Source organism: Microvirga sp. VF16, from assembly GCF_016864375.1.
Taxonomy (GTDB): Bacteria; Pseudomonadota; Alphaproteobacteria; order Rhizobiales; family Beijerinckiaceae; genus Microvirga.
On sequence record NZ_CP069355.1, the window covers coordinates 425,893 to 442,653 of the forward strand.

Here is a 16,761-nt window from a genome sequence, read left to right on the forward strand (position 1 = left end):
CTTAGAGCACGCCGGCTTCGACTTTGAGCTTCTGGACCAGCTCGGCCACGGAGCCGACCTTGACGCCCGCCTTGCGACCGCCGGGCTCGGCGGTCTTGAGCACCTTCAGGCGCGGGGCCACGTCGACGCCGAGCGTCTCCGGGCTCGTCTCGTCGAGGGGCTTCTTCTTGGCCTTCATGATGTTGGGCAGGGACGCATAGCGCGGCTCGTTGAGGCGCAGGTCCGTGGTGACGATGGCCGGCAGCTTGAGGCTCACCGTCTGCAGGCCGCCGTCGACCTCGCGGGTGACGTCGATCGAGCCCTCGCCGACAGCGACCTTGAACGCGAAGGTGCCCTGCGGCCAGCCGAGGAGAGCCGCCAGCATCTGGCCGGTCTGGTTGGCATCATCGTCAATGGCCTGCTTGCCCAGGATGACGAGATCGGGCTTTTCCTGTTCGACCACCTTGGCCAGGATCTTGGCGACGGCGAGCGGCTCGATCGCTGTGTCGGTCTTGACCAGGATGCCGCGGTCGGCGCCCATGGCGAGCGCCGTGCGGATCGTCTCGGCGGCCTGTTGCGGGCCGATGGAGACGGCGACGATCTCGGTGGCCTTGCCCTGTTCTTTCAGGCGCACGGCCTCCTCGACGGCGATCTCGTCGAAGGGGTTCATCGACATCTTGATGTTGGCCAGTTCCACGCCCGACCCGTCCGGCTTCACCCGGATCTTCACGTTGGAATCAACCACCCGCTTCACACACACAAGAAGCTTCATCGAACTCATCCTTGCTGATCGGCGGCTGCTCGGGCGCGGTATTCAAGTGCATGGCGGCGGTGGCATGAACCTGCGAAATGTCTGCTCCAGGAGACGAGCAAAGGCGAGACAGGTCCGGTCGTTGAATTCTGCCGAGATGATCTGCACACCAATCGGCAAACCGTCGGACGAGATCCCGACCGGAACGACCGTTGAAGGCAGATAGGATGCACCCGACATTACGGCCCAGATGAGCTGATCGGCTTCGGGAACGGGCGAACCATTGATTGACAACATTCGTTCGTATCTAGGGATCTCAGCACTGTGAACCGGGGCTGTCGATGCCGCCGCCGGACAAAGGACGATATCCACGGATTCGAAGAGCTTCTGCCAAGCCTGGCGCATGCGGGCTCTCGCTTCATTGAGCTCAAGCCAGCGGCGATGCGTCATGGTCGTGCCGCGCGTCATCCGTGCCAGGTAACTCTCGTCCTCAGGCTTGAGCGTGTCAGCCAAGCGGTGCTGTGCGTCGAACTGGTCCGGAAGGATCCTACTGGATGTCGCTGCACGCAGAAGAGAGACGCCTACGTCGAACATTTCAGACAAGCTGTGTGGCAAGACCGGATCGATCGCGACGGAGGCCGCCCGTGGTGACAGGAAGGCCGCCAGTTCGTCGAGGGCCCTTACAATCTCCTGGTCAACCTGAAACCTCGGCTCACCACGCAGGACGGCCACCCTGAAACCCGACAAGTGTTGCGATCTCGGGGGAGGCAGGCGAAGCGACCAGGCGGAAGCTTCAGGATCAATCGGCCCGGCGATCACGTCCAGCACGAGGCTTAAGTCGTCAACACTTCTGGCGATCGGCCCGTTCGACGATATATCGACCGCCGCTTCGGTTCCAGGGAATGTCTCACCGGCCTGCGGGATGATGCCGAACGTAGCCTTGTGGGCCATAACCCCGCAGTAGTGAGCCGGGTTACGGAGCGAGCCTCCAATATCACTTCCGATCTCGATCGGGCTCATGCCGCTCGCGACGGCCGTCGCCGCTCCCCCGGACGAACCGCCGCAAGTCCGCTTCGGGTCCCAGGGATTATTCGTAGTCCCATAAAGTCCGTTGGCGGTCTGCCAGTCTGCGAGGGCTTCGGCAACATTCGTCTTGCCGAAGATAATGGCGCCCGCCTGGACGAGGCGTTGAACGACCGTGCCGCTTCGGGTCGCGACGTTCGAGCGGAACCGAGCCATACCCCATGTCGTCGGAAGACCCTCCACGTCGTAAGATTCCTTGACCGTCATGGGGATGCCATGGAGTGGTCCCCAGACCACACCCTCCGCGAGGGCTTTGTCCGCCTCGTGCGCGTGGCGGCGAGCAGCCTCGAAATCTCGAACGACGACAGCATTCAAGCGCGGATTGAGTGCCTCCACCTGCGCGATGTGCAGTTCGAGCAAATCGGATACGGATATGGCTCGACGAAGCACCTCGTCGCGCATGGCAACAGCACCGGAAAGCAGCAGCGATGGTGACGCCGCACAGGACCGCATGTGGCACATAGTTCCTTAGCCCGATAGGTAGTCAAATGCCGCCAGGGTGTGCGTCTTCGCGATGTGCATGAACTCATCGATGCGAACGAGTTCATCGACCGTGCCCATCCCGCTCGGCGACGGCCCATACACGAAAGCCGGAATGCCGGCATGCCGCCAGAGCCGCGCATCCGTTCCGCCGAGGCCGATGATCGGCGCGGGCTCGATATTTGACACCCGCTTGGAATTTCGGATCAGTGACTCGACCATCCGGTGATCAGGCAGAGAGGCATTCGCCGCACCATGGTTCACGACCTCGAATGTGGCTTCGGGAAACGGCGCCATGACGGCGCGTAGGCGATTCATCACGTCGTCGTGGCTCACGCCGGGTGGAATCCGGATATCGACTTCGAAATCGCATTCCGCCGGAATCATGTTGATCTTCACCCCGCCTTTGATGGCGCCGACGTTAACGGTGGTGGAGGAAATGATCTTGGACGCACCAGCGCCATAGGCCTTGTCGATGGCGGCCGCATGCCGTTGAAGCGTGATCGAAAGCGGGGTCTCCTCCGGACTCCTGAACTCTTCGAGTGAGTGAAGTCCGACAATGACGTCCGCAGCGACTGCGACGGCATTGCGACTTAGATGAACATAGGCACCGTGGGCGCCCGGAGTGCGGATGCGGCAGTGAAGCCACAAGGGCCCCTTCTCGCCGAAGCGCAGGGCATATGGGCTGGTCGGTTCGCTGTTGAGCAGACAGTCACCAAGAACATCCTTGCGATGCTGCAGAAGATACCGGGCGCCCCAGGGGCCGAATGTCTCCTCATCTGATACGATGGTGAGGACGAGCGTTCCTCGCAGGTGCCGGCGCAGAGCGTGAAGCTCCGCAAAGCCGAACAATAGCGCTGTGGTGCCGGATTTCATGTCGCAGGCTCCCCGGCCATAAATGCAGCCATTCTCTTGGATCGCCCCCCAGGGATCGTGAGACCACTTAGCGGCATCGCCCGAGGGGAAAACATCGAGATGGCCATTCATCACGAGCTTTGGGCCGTCATTAGCGCCCGCAAACTGCGCGACGAGATTCGGCATGCTTGGGTTTGGTGCGACGATTTCGTAGGCTATACCGCGATCCGAGAGAAACTGTTCAACCAAGCCCATGGCAGCCCGTGTGTCGCCGGGCGGGTTTGGGGTGGGCGATCGGATCAAGCGGCACAGAAAATCCACCATCTCGTCGTGACGTTCGGACAAGCGGCGAAGGAGTTCACTTTTGATATCTGTCATCAGCATCCCCTCGAACGGCTGTGTTCGGTTGCGGGTTTGAACGGACTAGTCGGATCATCGCAGCGCCCTGGCGAGACCGACTGTCCTCTCGAGGATGAGAACAATGAGAACGGACAATGTGACAAGGATCACGGACAGGGCGGCGACTTGCGGATCCGCGCGAAGATCCACGTATCGGAAGACCTCAACGGGCAGTGTCGTCAGCCGCGGGCCGACAAGAAATAGCGAGATTACGACCTCGTCAAAGGAGACCAGGAAGACGATGGCCGAGCTCGCCAGGACGGCAGGTCGAATGAGCGGCAGCTGAACCCTCAGGGCCACCTGGGTAGGGGACGCACCGAGAGTGGCGGCGGCTTCGGAAAGAGCGACCGGAAGGTTTTTGTAAGCGGTCACCACGATTCTCACCATGTAAGGGAGTGCGATGATAGAATGGCCGACCACGAGCCCGAGATAAGTTGCGATCAGCTTGAGCTTGACGAAGAGAAGCAGGATCCCGAGCCCGACGACAATTGTGGGTAGCAGCAACGGCGCCGTCAGGACGGCAAGAACGACGTCCCTTCCCGGAAAGCGGGAGAACGCGATTGCATAGCCGGCAGGCAGACCCGTCACAGCGCAAAGGAGTACCACGGACACTGCGATGACAAAACTGACCCCGAAGGTCGCGATGAATTGTTCGTTCCCGAAGATCGCGACATAGGCGTTAGCTCCCCACTCTTCCGGAGGGAAGGCGATCACCGGATCGTTGCTGAAGGACATAGCCATCGTCAGAAGGATTGGCGCAAGCAGAAACAGATAGAGACAAGCGACCGTCGCACGTTGAAAGAGAGATACTTTCATTTCCGACCTCACATCCTTTCGATCGAGCGCGTAATCTTGCTCATACCAGCCAGAGCCATTAGCAACAGGGCAAGCAGGAACACGGACTGGACCGCCGCGCGCGGCCAGTTCAGCGAGACCATGGCGGAATCATAGATCTCCGTGGCAAGGACGAAGATGCGGCCACCCCCAAGAAGCTGTGGGGTCACAAAAGAGCTCATCGCGAGAGCGAAGCAGATTAGCACGCCCAATGCGACGCCAGGCAGGCTGAGTGGAAAGGTTACGCGCCAGAAGCGCTGCCAGGGGGTAGCCCCTAGCGTAACGGCCGCCTCCTCGCAGACTGGATCAATCCGCCCGAAGCCGGATATGAGGGCAAGTGCCATGTAAGGCATAAGGATTTCCGTCAACGCGATCACCACGCCGGTCGAATTGTTTGTCAGAGCGATCGCGTCTGGAATTAGCCCTAATGTCAAAAGGGCTGAATTCAAGAGCCCCTGATCGCCGAGAATGATCATCCAGCCGAAGGTGCGGACAACGGAGCTTACCAAGAGAGGCGATATCAGCAGGACTGAGAGAACACCACGCCATTTCGGCTGGATCCGAACGAGAAACAGCGCGATCGGATAGCTTGCGATGAGCGTGAGAGCCGTCACGAGCACGCCCAGCCAGACCGTCTGGGCAACGATCCACCATGTAAACGGATCCATGAGGAAGGCTTGATAGTTTCGAACTGTAAGAGCGCCGGTTAAAGCGCCCGACGCTTCCACCTCAACAAAGGATGTCCCGAGTAACCACGCCAATGGCGCAAGAAACCCGATCGTCGCCAGCGTGATGGCAGGCGCCAAGAGTAAAACCGGTACGATTCGCGGAGACATGTGGCGATATCCTCGGTGCAGTATTGAGATCAGGCTGCTTCGAAACAGTGGACGTCCTCTTCCTTCCAGCGCAATCGAACCTGTGCGCCAACCGCCGCCCGGACGGCACTCATACCGGCCGACACTTCCGAGATAATGATCGTTTCTCCGACACGCACGTGATACTGAGTTGTTTCGCCGCTGTAGAGCGCCTTCTCTACAAGTCCCACAGCAGCGTTGGGCTCCCGCGCGCTCTCCGTGCTTTCAATGACGTCGTTCTGCCTGTTCACGTCGATAGACATGTCGTGGGGCCGAATCATCACCTCCACCCGTTGTCCATTGGAGAAAGCATGCCTGCTCGTGAATCCGAAACCGTCCTCGGACACGAGGAGGCTGACGCCGGCGCGCCGTTCTGCCCGTGCGACGAATACATTCATTCGTCCCACGAAGCGGGCGACGAAGGACGACTCCGGCTTCCGATAAATGTCCGTTGGCGTGCCGAATTGCGCGACAGAGCCGCCATGCATCACAGCGATCCGATCGCTGACGGTGAGAGCCTCAGTCTGATCGTGTGTGACGAAGACTGTCGTTATTCCGAGTTCTTGTTGGACGCGACGAATCTCGTCTCTCATGGTTTCGCGTAGCTTCGCATCGAGATTTGACAGCGGCTCGTCCAGCAGCAGGAGCGTCGGCTCGAACACGAGAGCCCGGGCGAGCGCAACCCGTTGCTGCTGTCCGCCGGAAAGCTCGCGCGGCTTGCGGCCGCCGAACTGCTCGAGATGCACGAGGGACAAGGCGAACTCGGCCTTCTTCCGGCATATGTCCCGCGCGACGCCTCGGATGCGGAGCCCGAACGCGACATTGTCAAGGACCGAGAGATGAGGAAACAGGGCGTAGCTTTGGAAGACAACGCCGATGTCTCGCCGATGGGCGGGAACTTTCGTGATGTCGCGTCCATCGATCACTACCGAACCGCTCGTCGGCTCGACGAGCCCGGCGATCATGCGCAGAGTCGTCGTCTTGCCGCAGCCGGACGCCCCGAGAAGCGAGACGAGTTCACCCTTGCGGATCGAAAGATTGAGATCATGGACCGCCGGCGCTAGCCCTACATAGCTCTTGGTGAGATGCTTCAGTTCTAGATATGATTTTGACGCTTGATCCATAGAAATCATCCGAAAAGCAATGTGAGAGGCCGGGAGGGGTCAGCGACCACCTATGACTTCGCGCCGCCAGCGCTCAAGCCACCGATCGCGAACCTCGGCCACATAGCCCCAATCCGCATCAATGGCTGCGCTAGGCGGTGCCGTGAGGGCCGCGTCCTCCGGTGCCCCTGACGTCTTCGAATTCGCGGGTGAAAAGTGCAGGATCTTCATCAGTGCCGCCTGCGCTTCGGAGCTGAGAGCGTAGTTGATGAAGACCTGGGCGGCAGCCGAATTCTTCGCTCCGGCCACCAGATTGATCGTGTCGATCTGCTGGACGGTTCCCTCCATTGGGATCACGACACCCATCTTGCCCCCGGATTGCAGCCTGTAGAGCTGTGAGAATGAGTTCCAGCCCGTTCCGAGCGCAGCCGTTCCGTTCGTCACAAGCGTATAGGCATCAGGACTCGGCGACCAGCTTTGTACGTCAGGCGCCAAGGTCGTTAAAAGCGCAAGACCGGGTTCGATCGACTTTTTGTAGTCACCGCCTTCCATCTTGGTGGCAATGATCGTCAATGCCAAGCCTTGGATGTTCGGCGGAGCATTGATCACCACCTTGCGCTTGGCGCGCGCGTCCCACATAGCGCGCCAGCTCTTCGGAGGCTCGTTGAACTGGTCGCGATTATAGATCAGTGCCAAGCTGTCAAACGTGAGAGCGGGGCCGTAATCCCCGGCGACTTTCGCATTCGGCGACAGCTCGGCGAGGTTTGGAACCTTCGCGGGATCGATCGGCGCAAACAGACCCTCGAAGTTCCCGGCCCGCGCGACGCTGACATCCATAATGGCGACGTCGATCTGCGGATCGCCCTTCTGCGCGCGCAGCGTTCCGAGCCGCTCGGCAGAACTGCGCTGGGCGAAGTAGTTCACCGTGATGTTCGGAAACTGCCGCATGAACGGCTCCACGACCGCCTTCGTGAAATTGTCTTGGTAATAGCTGGCGTAGGCGGCGAGCGTGATCTCTCCTGACGGCTGATCGGACTGTGCCGACGCGCATTCCCACGCCACGGGAAACATGGCGACTAAGCATGCGAAAAAAATGTGCCTTGCTGATTTCATGATGCTTCTCCTCTCGATTGTACGATTGTTGGTTGTCAGGCGAAACGATTGATCAGTACCCGTGCGCCGGGTCCACCTGATGCTGTAGCGGCTCTGCGGCCAGAGCGCGTCGTATGTTAACAATCACTTGGTCGAGTGCAGTTGCCGGATTGGTGGCACTCGAATTGTGTGGGGTGATGGTGATTTTCGGATGATCCCAGAACGGATGATCAAACGGCAGAGGCTCTGTGCGGAACACGTCCAGAATGGCGTGCCGCAGTAGGCCGGCATCGAGCGCCCTGATGAGTGCATTGTCGACGACGAGCTTGCCGCGGCCGACATTGATCAGGGCAGCTCCGCTCTTCACGGTCGCGAGAAAACTCTCATCAACGAGATCCTCTGTCTCACGGGTGAGCGGTAGAAGAAGCACAATGATGTCGGCCTGTTGCTTGAATTGGTCAAGCTCCTCCAGGCCGGCGTAGCTCGGAAAATCCAACCCTTCCTTCCTGGACCTGCTCCAGCCGACGACGGTGAAACCAGCCGAGGTCAGGGCTCTTGCGCAACTCGTTCCAAGAACCCCAAGCCCGAGAATTCCGATGCAAGTTCGCTCCGGCGGCGTCGGGTGAATGAAGGTCCAGCGGTGCTCGCGCTGAGCGCGCTGCAAGTCTGGCATCTGCCGATGCAATGCGAGGCTATGCATTAGGACGTACTCGGTCATTCTCGCTGTCAATCCCGGATCGACCAGGCGAGCGATTGGCACCCCCTTCGGCAGACGATCATCGGACAGGAATTTGTCGACGCCGGCGCCGAGAACTTGGATGAGGCGAAGACCCGTGAGGGCTTCAAACATACCGGGTGGTGGGTTCCAGACAACAGCCGCAACCACATCGGTTGGCACCGCATCGGAGAGCTGCGTGCAGACCCTGAACTCGGGGAATGCCTTCTGAAGTTCAATCGGCCAAGCCTTATCGCTGACCTCGCTATGGAACAGAATGGTTCCGCCTTGCTTCCCGACGCCTGTCATTTCCTCTCCTATGAGTTCGGCAACTGCTTCTTGACTGTTGTTAGGCTACCGGGTTATCAGACAAGCAGTTGACGGTCAAGTCCCAAGCATTCCTTAAGCTCGAGTGGTTGCGATTTGGCTGATCGGCGTCAGAAGTAGTCATTAGAGCAACGGAGCTGTGGCGTGTCGATATCTTACGGTCAGGGTAGCGAATGCCGAACTGCAAAACTTGTTTTAGCCCTCCGGGGAGTTGTTGGGGCCGAGAACTGCATCGTAGATGATGAGCACAAGGCGCGGTATCTGGTGGACTGGCGAAAGCTATATTCCGGGAAGACGCTCGCCGTAATCCGCCCGGGGACGACCGAAGAGGCGGCTGCTGTGGTTAGAGCCTGTGCTGCTGCGAACGTTGGTGTGGTGCCCCAAGGCGGGAATACCGGGCTCGTCGGCGGTGCCATACCTATCAGTGACGGCGAAGAGATTATCATCAGCCTCGAGCGGATGAATCGGATTCGTGCCCTCGATAAGGCGAACTACACGGTGACAGTCGAGGCCGGATGTGTACTTTCGCGCCTGCACAATGTCGTGGCGGAGGCGAGCCTGTTCTTTCCGCTCAGCCTTGGAGCTGAAGGATCATGCCAAATCGGTGGAAACCTTGCTACGAACGCAGGCGGAAACGCGGTCCTGAGATACGGAAGCATACGAAACCTAGCACTGGGATTGGAGGTTGTGCTTCCGAACGGCCAGATCTGGAATGGTTTGCGCGCCTTGCGGAAGGATAATGCAGGCTACGATCTGAGAAACCTATTTATTGGAAGCGAGGGAACCCTCGGACTGATCACAGCTGCAGTACTGCAGCTCTTTCCTCCGCCGACACACATCACAACGTGTGTTCTTGGATTTCCCTCATTGGAGCGCCTTCCTGATATCTACGGATTTCTTCGCGAGCGGCTGTCTTACGGGCTGAGCGCCTTCGAACTGATGCCGGGGCATGCAGTGGATCTCGCATCGGAGACCCTTAGGGGCATCAGGAGGCCAATGCGGGCATCGCATCCGTACTATGCCCTCGTCGAGGTTTCTGATTTCTCGCAAGATGCTGTTGGGAACTCCGCAGTCGAAGCTACCACTATGGAGCTCCTCGAGCGGCAGCTCATTTCTGATGCAGTAATCGCCGCCAGTGCCGCACAGAGAAGAGATTTCTGGAAAGCCAGGGAGGGCATAGTAGATATGCAACCCCTTTTAGGAGCCGTGGCGAAGCATGACATTTCCGTTCCCGTTTCCAATATCGGCTCTTTCATAAGTCAAGCGGCTGAAGTGATCGACAAAATTGCACCCGGGGTCCTGCAGATTGCTTTCGGGCACGTCGGGGATGGCAATATTCACCTCAACTTAATTGAGCGGGAGAACGAAAAGATGTCGGCATTCCGTGCTCGTGCCCAAGAGATCGGTGTGGCCCTCTATGATCTCGTGGATGCATTTGAAGGAAGCTTCAGTGCAGAACACGGGATCGGGCAATTGCGGCGCCAGGACCTTATCTCTCGACGTTCCTCCATTGAGATCGATGTGATGCGCGCCGTGAAACGGACAATTGATCCACAAGGCTTATTCAACCGGGGTAAGCTCTTCGCCACTCCGTGAATGCAGCGTCGCTTCATCCGGTGGGGCGACCATAATTTCAGGCGTCGACCAGCGGTAGATGCGCGCCGGCTGCTGTCCTTGGACTTCAACGATCTGCTATTCCCCGTTCACATTGCGTTGCCTGAATTGCTCGCCGTTTTTGGATCGTTGCCTCGTTTAATTTGCTCCCGAGCTCGGGCGAGCTTCCGGCGACGAAGGTGAGGCAGATGGGTATGACGACACGCAATGAACTGAACGCAATGCACTAATCTGGGCGATTTCGGCGTGGCATCAGCAGAGCGCTCACCCTGACAAGGGCTGCATTATTGATAAGTTCGTGGCTGTAACAGGATTGCGCCGCGAGCATGTGATGCGTGTCCTTCGGCAAGGCTTGCCGAATAAGGCGCATCGGGTGCAGCCCAATCCCCGGATCTACGACAATGCGGTTCGCGAGGCTCTCGTCGTGATCTGGGAAGCCTCGGACCCGATCTGCGGCAAGCGCCTGGAGGTTCTCGTGCCAGTTCTGCTCAAGGCAATGGAACGCCATGGCCATCTTCGGTTGGTTCCGGAAGTGCGAGAGCGCTTCCTCGGCATGAGCGCGGTCACGATCGATGAGCCTTACAAGCGATCAAGCAGCAGGCTACCGCTGACCGGCCCAAGCGCCGGTCAGCGCCCTCTTAGCGGTGCGGCGCAGCATTCCGGCGCGAACGTTCGCCAACTGGGATGATCCCCTCCCGGCTTTGTGGAAGCTGATCTGGTCGCCCATGGTGGCCCAAGCGTCAGTGGCAGCTCCGTCCAGTCCCTGGCTGTGACCGATATTGTCTCAGGCTGGACCGAGTGCGCGCCGCTGCTCTTTCGCGAGCAGCGGCTTCTGACGGAGGTCCTCTGCGGGATCCGCAAGTTCCTCCCCTTTGTGCTAAGTGGTGCATCCGGCATGTTCAGGGGGTATAATCGCGGCTTGCTGGCCTGCTGGCGGGGGGTGACCCATGACACCGATCGGCTTACGGGATTTGACCGTTGAGGAGCGTGCACGGATCCAGACGTTGGCCTACGCGCGCACCGCTCCGGCTCAGATGGTGCAACGGGCGCAAATCATCTGGCGCGCCAGTCACGGCGAGAGCGCATCCGCCATTGCCTCTCGCCTGGGCCTGGATGACGAGACCGTGCGCAAGCGCATCCACCGCTTCAATGCAGAAGGAGTGGAGGCCCTCAAGGACAAACATCGCTCCGGACGCCCGCCCACCTATCCGCCTGAGCAAACCGCCACCGTGATTGCAAGTGCACTGACCAAGCCAGAGACGCTTGGGCTGCCGTTTGCCGCCTGGACGCTGGATCGGCTGGCCGCTTACCTGCACGAGCACAAGGGGATCACGATGCAGCGCAGTCGCATTGACGAGATCCTGCTCCACGAGGGCCTGCGCTGGCGCAAGCACGAGACTTGGTTCGGTGAGCGGGTCGATCCGGCCTTCGCGGAAAAAAGGGGGCGATCGAAACGCTCTACACGGCGCCTCCTGCGGGCCGTTGTGTGATCGGCCTGGACGAGATGGGACCAGTGAGCGCCAAGAGCGACGCGGGTCGGGCGCTGGTGCAGACAAAAACACGGCCGGCCGAACGGGCGAAGCAGGAGATCGACTATGGTCGGCGCGCCAAAGGCTCCATCTTCGGGGCCTTTTGTCCGGCCACCGGTGAAGCCTTCACCCATCCCTATCCAGCACGCAGCGGCGCGCATTGGGTCGACTTCCTGGAGCACGTTGAGACTTGGGTCCCGAGCACGACCCAGCGGGTCTACGCCATCATGGACAACCTGAGCTCCCATCGCACCACGGACGTGCTGCTGTTCCTGCTCGCCCATCCGCGCTGGGAGATGGTGTTCCAACCCAACTACGCGGCTTATCTCAACCTGATTGAGCCCTGGTGGAAGATCCTGCGTTCCCTCGCGTTAGCCGGCCGGCGCTTCGAGAGCTGGGACGAGATCACCGCTGCGATCCACGGCGCCACCGTCTACTGGAATGCGCATCGCCATCCCTTCGTCTGGGGCCAACGCCGCCGGCATCGCCCACGCCGCTCGCCCGGCATCGCCCTCCTGCCGAGGGCCGCATGACCTATCGGATGCACCACTTAGTGGGATCTGATACAGATAATGACAGCGTCTTCATGAACGAGACGGTGCGGGACTATTGCCGGCATCAGGAGATCGCCTTCACCCGCAGCCGGCCTTACCGCAAGAATGACCAAGCCTTTGTCGAGCAGAAGAACGGGGCCATTGTCCGCCATGTTGTCGGCTATCGCCGGTTCGAGAGGATCCCGGCGGCTGCGGCGCTTTCCCGCCTTTATGCCTCTCTTCATCTGTTCGTGATCTTCGTCCAGCCCTCGTTCAAGCTGGCCGGCAAGGAACGGCAGGGTGCCCTGGTGCGCAAGCGCTGTCACCCGCCTGCCACACCGTGCCAGAGTCTGCTGGACGATCTTCGCGTTCCAGCCGAGGTCAAAGCTCAGCTGAAGGAGATGCTTGTGACCTTGGATCCAGTCCGGCTGCTGCAACAGATCCGTGATGGTCAGGCCCGCCTGGTTGAATTGGCCGATGAGCCAGTCACTCCTGTGTCATCCTCGGATCCCGCAATACTCGACCCATTCCAGCAGGGTCTGCGCACGGCCTGGAATGCAAGGTGGAGTTCGCCCAACCGCCCGCCCCAAACAGCTGGTTCGGTGCGACCGGCGACGTCCGGATCCCTTGGCAGCGGTGACAGCACACCTGCAGGACTGGTTCAAGGCTGAGCCATGGCGCACCGGCCGCGAGTTGCTGGCCAAGCTCCAAGGGACCTATCCTGACCAGTATTCCGAAAAGCACCTGTACGCGCTCGAGCGGCGCCTGAAAATCCGGCGTCAGGACGCGGCTCGGACCTTGGTCTTTAGATCATCTGATCAAGGTCCGGAGCTCGCACAGCCCTTAGATCCGCCAGGAGCATGAAAGTGAGGCAACGACCATCTGGGTCGGGAACATTCCCCAGTGAGGCAATACGCGCCATCGGTTTTGAGTGTCGCGCAATACTCTGGCATTCTCCTCCAACAAAATCCTTGCCACCAGGGAACATCCAATACACGGGGTCAGCGACGGCGTCGTTCATGGCTATCCCGCCGCGCCCGGCTGGCGGGACTGAGCTGACCGCTGCCTGACGGGCTCGATGACGAGGCGCTCGAGCTCCTGCTGTTTCGGCGCCATCCTCGGCTCGGAACGACCAGCGCCCATTCCACTAAGCCACTGGCCCAGCGGGACTGCACCGATGCGACACCCAGTCACGGGCGAGCGCACAATGAACATCACCATGCCGAGTAGTCGATTTGACATGAGTTCGCTCTGGACACTTCCTCCCTTGTCAGGTAAGCAGGTTCACCTACAGGCAGCTGGTTCTTGGTGAGGACTAGTTGCTTGCACCGCATGGATCGCCACATCGCCATCGCAGAGACGAGTAGGACCAACGATTATGGGCCTGGATGTCCCCTCTTTTCAAAAGGCACCGGGTCTCGCACATGAGATCGCCCGATATCTTCGAAGTGCCATTGCCGATGGCAAATTCAAGCCGGGGGAAAAACTCCCGGCTGAGCAGACACTTGCGACTAGCTTCGGCGTGTCGCGCTCGGTCATCCGAGAAGCGGTTTCACAGCTGCGCTATGAAGGCCTGATTAAGTCCTATCAAGGCCTCGGCGTGTTCGTCTCCGAAACGGGTAGTCCGAGTTCGTTCGTGATTGACTCGGCTGCATTGGCCGAATCTGGCGCCTTGGCGCAGATTTTCGAACTTCGCATGACTCTCGAGGCTGACGCCGCAGCCCTCGCGGCAAAACGGCGAACGAAGAAGCATCTCGATGCAATGAAAGGGGCGCTCGCCGAAATGGCGCTCGCGATAGAGAGGGGCGAGGACGGTGTCGCCCCCGACATCGCCTTTCATCGTGTGATCGCGGAGGCAACGGGAAACACCTATTTCGCTGCGCTCGTCCGGATCCTGAACGACAACATCAGGACTAGTATATTCGTCGCAAGATTGAACACGGCTCGCGAAGGACGATACATCGCAGATCTGGTGCAAGCCGAGCACGCAGCCATCTATCAAGCCATCTTGAACAGAGACCCAGTGAAAGCACGTGAGGCATCGCGTACCCATCTGGAGCATACAGCCAAGCAACTGAAGCTTGTGCTCGACTAAGTGTTCAGATGGGGTTGTCTAATCGCAGCTCATTGATCAAGTCCTTTCTCGTAATTGCTCAACGATGGCATTGCCGGTTTTTTGACCGGCAATGCCAGGATGCTGATATTGCGGCTGTGTTGCTTATTCGTTTGGTGCCATTGACGGACAGCTGCCGGGAGCAGGGTTGTCTTCGCGGTCGACACCTGGTCGCCGCATGATGGTCTTTGCAGGCGGGGCCTTCCAATGTATTCGACGCAGTCTGCGGGTCGATGACGCGCACCTGCAATCCCATCAACGGAATGGTCGAGGGTATGGCACAACAGTCGGCGAGACGGGGCTGGAAGAACCAAGCAAACTCAGAGCGCTTCGAGCGCGCGAATGTGATTTGGACTCAGTCCGCTAACTCTCATACAGGCCCGCAGCGTTCATACTGTACTCCGAGGCCGGACAGATGGCAGCATCCGACTACGTGTCTATAGCCTCTAAAAGCCGCTTGCGTCGGCCGGGACGTCCACAGATCAGTTTGAACCGAGCCGGCACGGCGCGCGTCATGCAACGGCTCAGGCCCTGGACCATGTCTCATCAACAGGAGGCGACCCAATGAATGTCTACGGCCTGTTAGCTCTTGAACCCTTTGTGCGTGGAGGCGTTTTGCTTGTCCTGACTGCGGAGGAGCCATGCTGACGGATACTCAATGGGCGATGCTGGATCCGCTGGTGGAGCAGTGCCGCCCCAAGGGCAAGACACCGCCGCAGGATCTGCGTCGGGCACTGGATGCCATTCTCTGGCGGCATGAGAACGGCGCCAAGTGGCGGGCCATCCCGGCGGAACTGGGCCCCTGGTGGCGGGCGGCCCAGACCTTCATCCGCTGGGCGCGTCTCGGGGTCTGGGAGCATCTGCTCGCCCTGGTGCAGGAGCGCGGCATCCAACTCGGCATGACCTTCCTAGACGGGACGAGCGTGCGCGCGCACCAGAAGGCCGCCGGGGCGCGCCGAAAAGGGGCTCTCAAGCTCAACGAGACGATCGTGAAGCACTTGGTCGCTCTCGTGGCGGCTATGGCACCAAGGCTTGCGTGATTACAGACGGCGTGGGACGCGCGATTGCTTTCCGCATCGCGCCCGGTCAGGCCCATGAGCTGCCTGAAGCCATTCCGCTGCTCGACAGCTTACCAGGTGTGCCTGCTTGGGTGGTGGCCGATCGCGGCTATTCCAGTCACAGCTTCCGCAATTACATCTGGAGCATCGGTGCGAGACCGGCGATCCCGGCAAGGGCCAATGAGGCGCCGGTCGCTTGTCCGGACTGGATTTATAACAACCGTAATGTCGTCGAGCGGCTCTAGGCCAGGCTGAAAGAGTGGCGAGCCGTGGCAACGCGCTACGAAAAGACCACCTCATCTTTCATGGGCATTCTCTGCCTCGCCGCTACACTCGATTGGATCAAGCGCTAGAGCATCGGACTAGAAATCCGACTCCCGGGGTTTTTGGCTGGCGCGATCCGTGATTCACTTCGTCGGACGGGAGGTGGATTATGGGTCATTGCTATTCTCTCGATCTTCGGGTGCGGGTGGCCGACTTCGTCGAGGCGGGCCATACCTGCCGGGCGGCAGCCGAGCACTTTGACGTCAGCGAGAGCTTCGCCATCAAGTTGGTGCGGCGAACGCGGGACACCGGTTCGCCGGCGCCAGCCCGCCAAGGTCGCCCGCCCGGAGGCGGCAAGCTGGTGCCTTATGAGAGCTTCCTGATCCAGACCGTCGAGGCAAGGCCTGCCATCACGATGCCCGAACTCGCGGCTCGGCTGCTGGAGGAACACGGAGTGATGGCGGCCCCCGCCATGCTCTCTCGCTTCCTGTGCCGGTGCGGCTTCTCATATAAAAAAATGCCTGATGGCGGCGGAGTGCGCACGCGCCGACGTGCGGGATGAGCGCCGGGTCTGGCATACCCACCGTCAGCCCCGCATGCGCCAAGAGCCGCACCGCTTGGTGTTTTTTGATGAGACCTACGTCAACACCAAGATGACCCGCCTGCGGGGGCGCTCGCGCAAAGGCCAGCGGCTGCGTATGAGCGCGCCCTTCGGCCACTGGAAGACGCATACCTTTGTGGCTGGGCTGCGTTGCAGCGAGTTGAGCGCGCCCTGGATCATCGATGGCCCGATCACCCGATTGACGTTCGAGGCTTACATCGAGACGCAGCTCGCGCCGACGCTGCACGAAGGTGACGTGGTGATCCTCGACAACCTGGCGGTCCACAAGAGTGAAAAGGCCGCGCAGTGTCTGAAGCGACGCGGAGCCTGGTTCCTGTTCTTGCCGGCTTATTCGCCCGATCTTAATCCAATCGAACAGGCCTTCGCCAAGATCAAAGCCCACCTGCGCAAGGCCGAGGCCCGAACGTTCGACGCGCTTTGGCGAGCGCTCGGGGGCATCTGCGATTTGTTTGAGCCGCAAGAATGTTGGAATTACCTCAAAGCCGCCGGCTATGCGTTCGTTTAACCGTCCGATGCTCTAACAGACCGTAATCCGTCAAACTTGACTCATCCGTGC

General features: G+C 59.9%; 16 protein-coding genes and 1 pseudogene. 8 read left to right on the forward strand and 9 right to left on the reverse strand.

The annotated features are described in order from the left end of the window. Window position 1 precedes the first annotated feature (1 nt). Genes JO965_RS27465 through JO965_RS27500 form a run of 8 tightly spaced genes read right to left on the reverse strand, consistent with a single transcriptional unit; the run spans window position 2 to window position 8,454 of the window. Entirely contained in the window at window positions 2–751 is a 750-nt protein-coding gene (locus tag JO965_RS27465) for an electron transfer flavoprotein subunit beta/FixA family protein (RefSeq protein WP_203445247.1), read from the reverse strand. Window positions 752–793: 42 nt separating this feature from the next. Continuing rightward, entirely contained in the window at window positions 794–2,266 is a 1,473-nt protein-coding gene (locus JO965_RS27470) for an amidase (protein ID WP_203445248.1), read from the reverse strand. Window positions 2,267–2,281: 15 nt separating this feature from the next. Beyond that, on the reverse strand, window positions 2,282–3,526 hold the full coding sequence (locus JO965_RS27475) for an ArgE/DapE family deacylase (protein WP_203445249.1): 1,245 nt from the start codon (window positions 3,524–3,526) through the stop codon (window positions 2,282–2,284). A 54-nt stretch (window positions 3,527–3,580) separates the two neighbouring features. Then, a complete protein-coding gene (locus tag JO965_RS27480) occupies window positions 3,581–4,363 on the reverse strand; it encodes an ABC transporter permease (RefSeq protein WP_203445250.1) in 783 nt (260 codons plus the stop codon). 8 nt (window positions 4,364–4,371) lie between these two features. Further along, complete coding sequence (locus tag JO965_RS27485; RefSeq protein WP_203445251.1) at window positions 4,372–5,217, reverse strand: ABC transporter permease; 846 nt, start codon at window positions 5,215–5,217, stop codon at window positions 4,372–4,374. Window positions 5,218–5,246: 29 nt separating this feature from the next. After that, window positions 5,247–6,359, reverse strand: a complete 1,113-nt coding sequence (locus JO965_RS27490; RefSeq protein ID WP_246777025.1) for an ABC transporter ATP-binding protein — start codon at window positions 6,357–6,359, stop codon at window positions 5,247–5,249. Between the two features lie 39 nt (window positions 6,360–6,398). Further along, a complete protein-coding gene (locus tag JO965_RS27495; protein ID WP_203445253.1) occupies window positions 6,399–7,451 on the reverse strand; it encodes an ABC transporter substrate-binding protein in 1,053 nt (350 codons plus the stop codon). A gap of 52 nt (window positions 7,452–7,503) precedes the next feature. After that, window positions 7,504–8,454: a glyoxylate/hydroxypyruvate reductase A gene (locus JO965_RS27500; RefSeq protein ID WP_203445254.1), complete on the reverse strand. Its 951-nt coding sequence runs from the start codon at window positions 8,452–8,454 to the stop codon at window positions 7,504–7,506. Between the two features lie 162 nt (window positions 8,455–8,616). Between JO965_RS27500 and JO965_RS27505 the strand changes: the two genes are divergently transcribed. From JO965_RS27505 to JO965_RS27525, 5 genes are all read left to right on the forward strand, one after another. After that, window positions 8,617–10,068, forward strand: a complete 1,452-nt coding sequence (locus JO965_RS27505) for an FAD-binding oxidoreductase (RefSeq protein WP_203445255.1) — start codon at window positions 8,617–8,619, stop codon at window positions 10,066–10,068. Window positions 10,069–10,384: 316 nt separating this feature from the next. Beyond that, window positions 10,385–10,774 carry a hypothetical protein gene (locus JO965_RS27510; RefSeq protein ID WP_203445256.1) on the forward strand — a complete coding sequence of 130 codons (390 nt, stop codon included), beginning with the start codon at window positions 10,385–10,387 and terminating at the stop codon, window positions 10,772–10,774. A 259-nt stretch (window positions 10,775–11,033) separates the two neighbouring features. Beyond that, a complete protein-coding gene (locus JO965_RS27515) occupies window positions 11,034–11,576 on the forward strand; it encodes a helix-turn-helix domain-containing protein (RefSeq protein WP_203445257.1) in 543 nt (180 codons plus the stop codon). Between the two features lie 14 nt (window positions 11,577–11,590). After that, entirely contained in the window at window positions 11,591–12,148 is a 558-nt protein-coding gene (locus JO965_RS27520) for a transposase (protein ID WP_203445258.1), read from the forward strand. Beyond that, window positions 12,145–12,819, forward strand: coding sequence for a hypothetical protein (locus tag JO965_RS27525; protein ID WP_203445259.1), 675 nt, complete (start codon window positions 12,145–12,147; stop codon window positions 12,817–12,819). The genes JO965_RS27520 and JO965_RS27525 overlap by 4 nt, the downstream gene beginning before the upstream one ends. A gap of 352 nt (window positions 12,820–13,171) precedes the next feature. Here the strand turns inward: JO965_RS27525 and JO965_RS27530 are convergent, their stop codons facing one another. Continuing rightward, entirely contained in the window at window positions 13,172–13,390 is a 219-nt protein-coding gene (locus JO965_RS27530; protein WP_203445260.1) for a hypothetical protein, read from the reverse strand. Between the two features lie 136 nt (window positions 13,391–13,526). On the opposite strand from JO965_RS27530, the gene JO965_RS27535 reads away from it, so the two are divergent. The 3 genes and pseudogenes from JO965_RS27535 (at window position 13,527) to JO965_RS27545 (ending at window position 16,710) form a co-directional block, all read left to right on the forward strand. Continuing rightward, entirely contained in the window at window positions 13,527–14,243 is a 717-nt protein-coding gene (locus tag JO965_RS27535) for a FadR/GntR family transcriptional regulator (RefSeq protein ID WP_203445261.1), read from the forward strand. A 659-nt stretch (window positions 14,244–14,902) separates the two neighbouring features. Beyond that, window positions 14,903–15,672: pseudogene (locus JO965_RS27540) on the forward strand (IS5 family transposase). A gap of 80 nt (window positions 15,673–15,752) precedes the next feature. Then, window positions 15,753–16,710 (forward strand): IS630 family transposase gene (locus JO965_RS27545; RefSeq protein ID WP_203445262.1). Its coding sequence is split into 2 segments (ribosomal slippage): window positions 15,753–16,094 and window positions 16,096–16,710, totalling 957 coding nucleotides; the frame shifts between segments, so codons are not numbered across the junction. The last annotated feature ends 51 nt before the right edge of the window (window positions 16,711–16,761 follow it).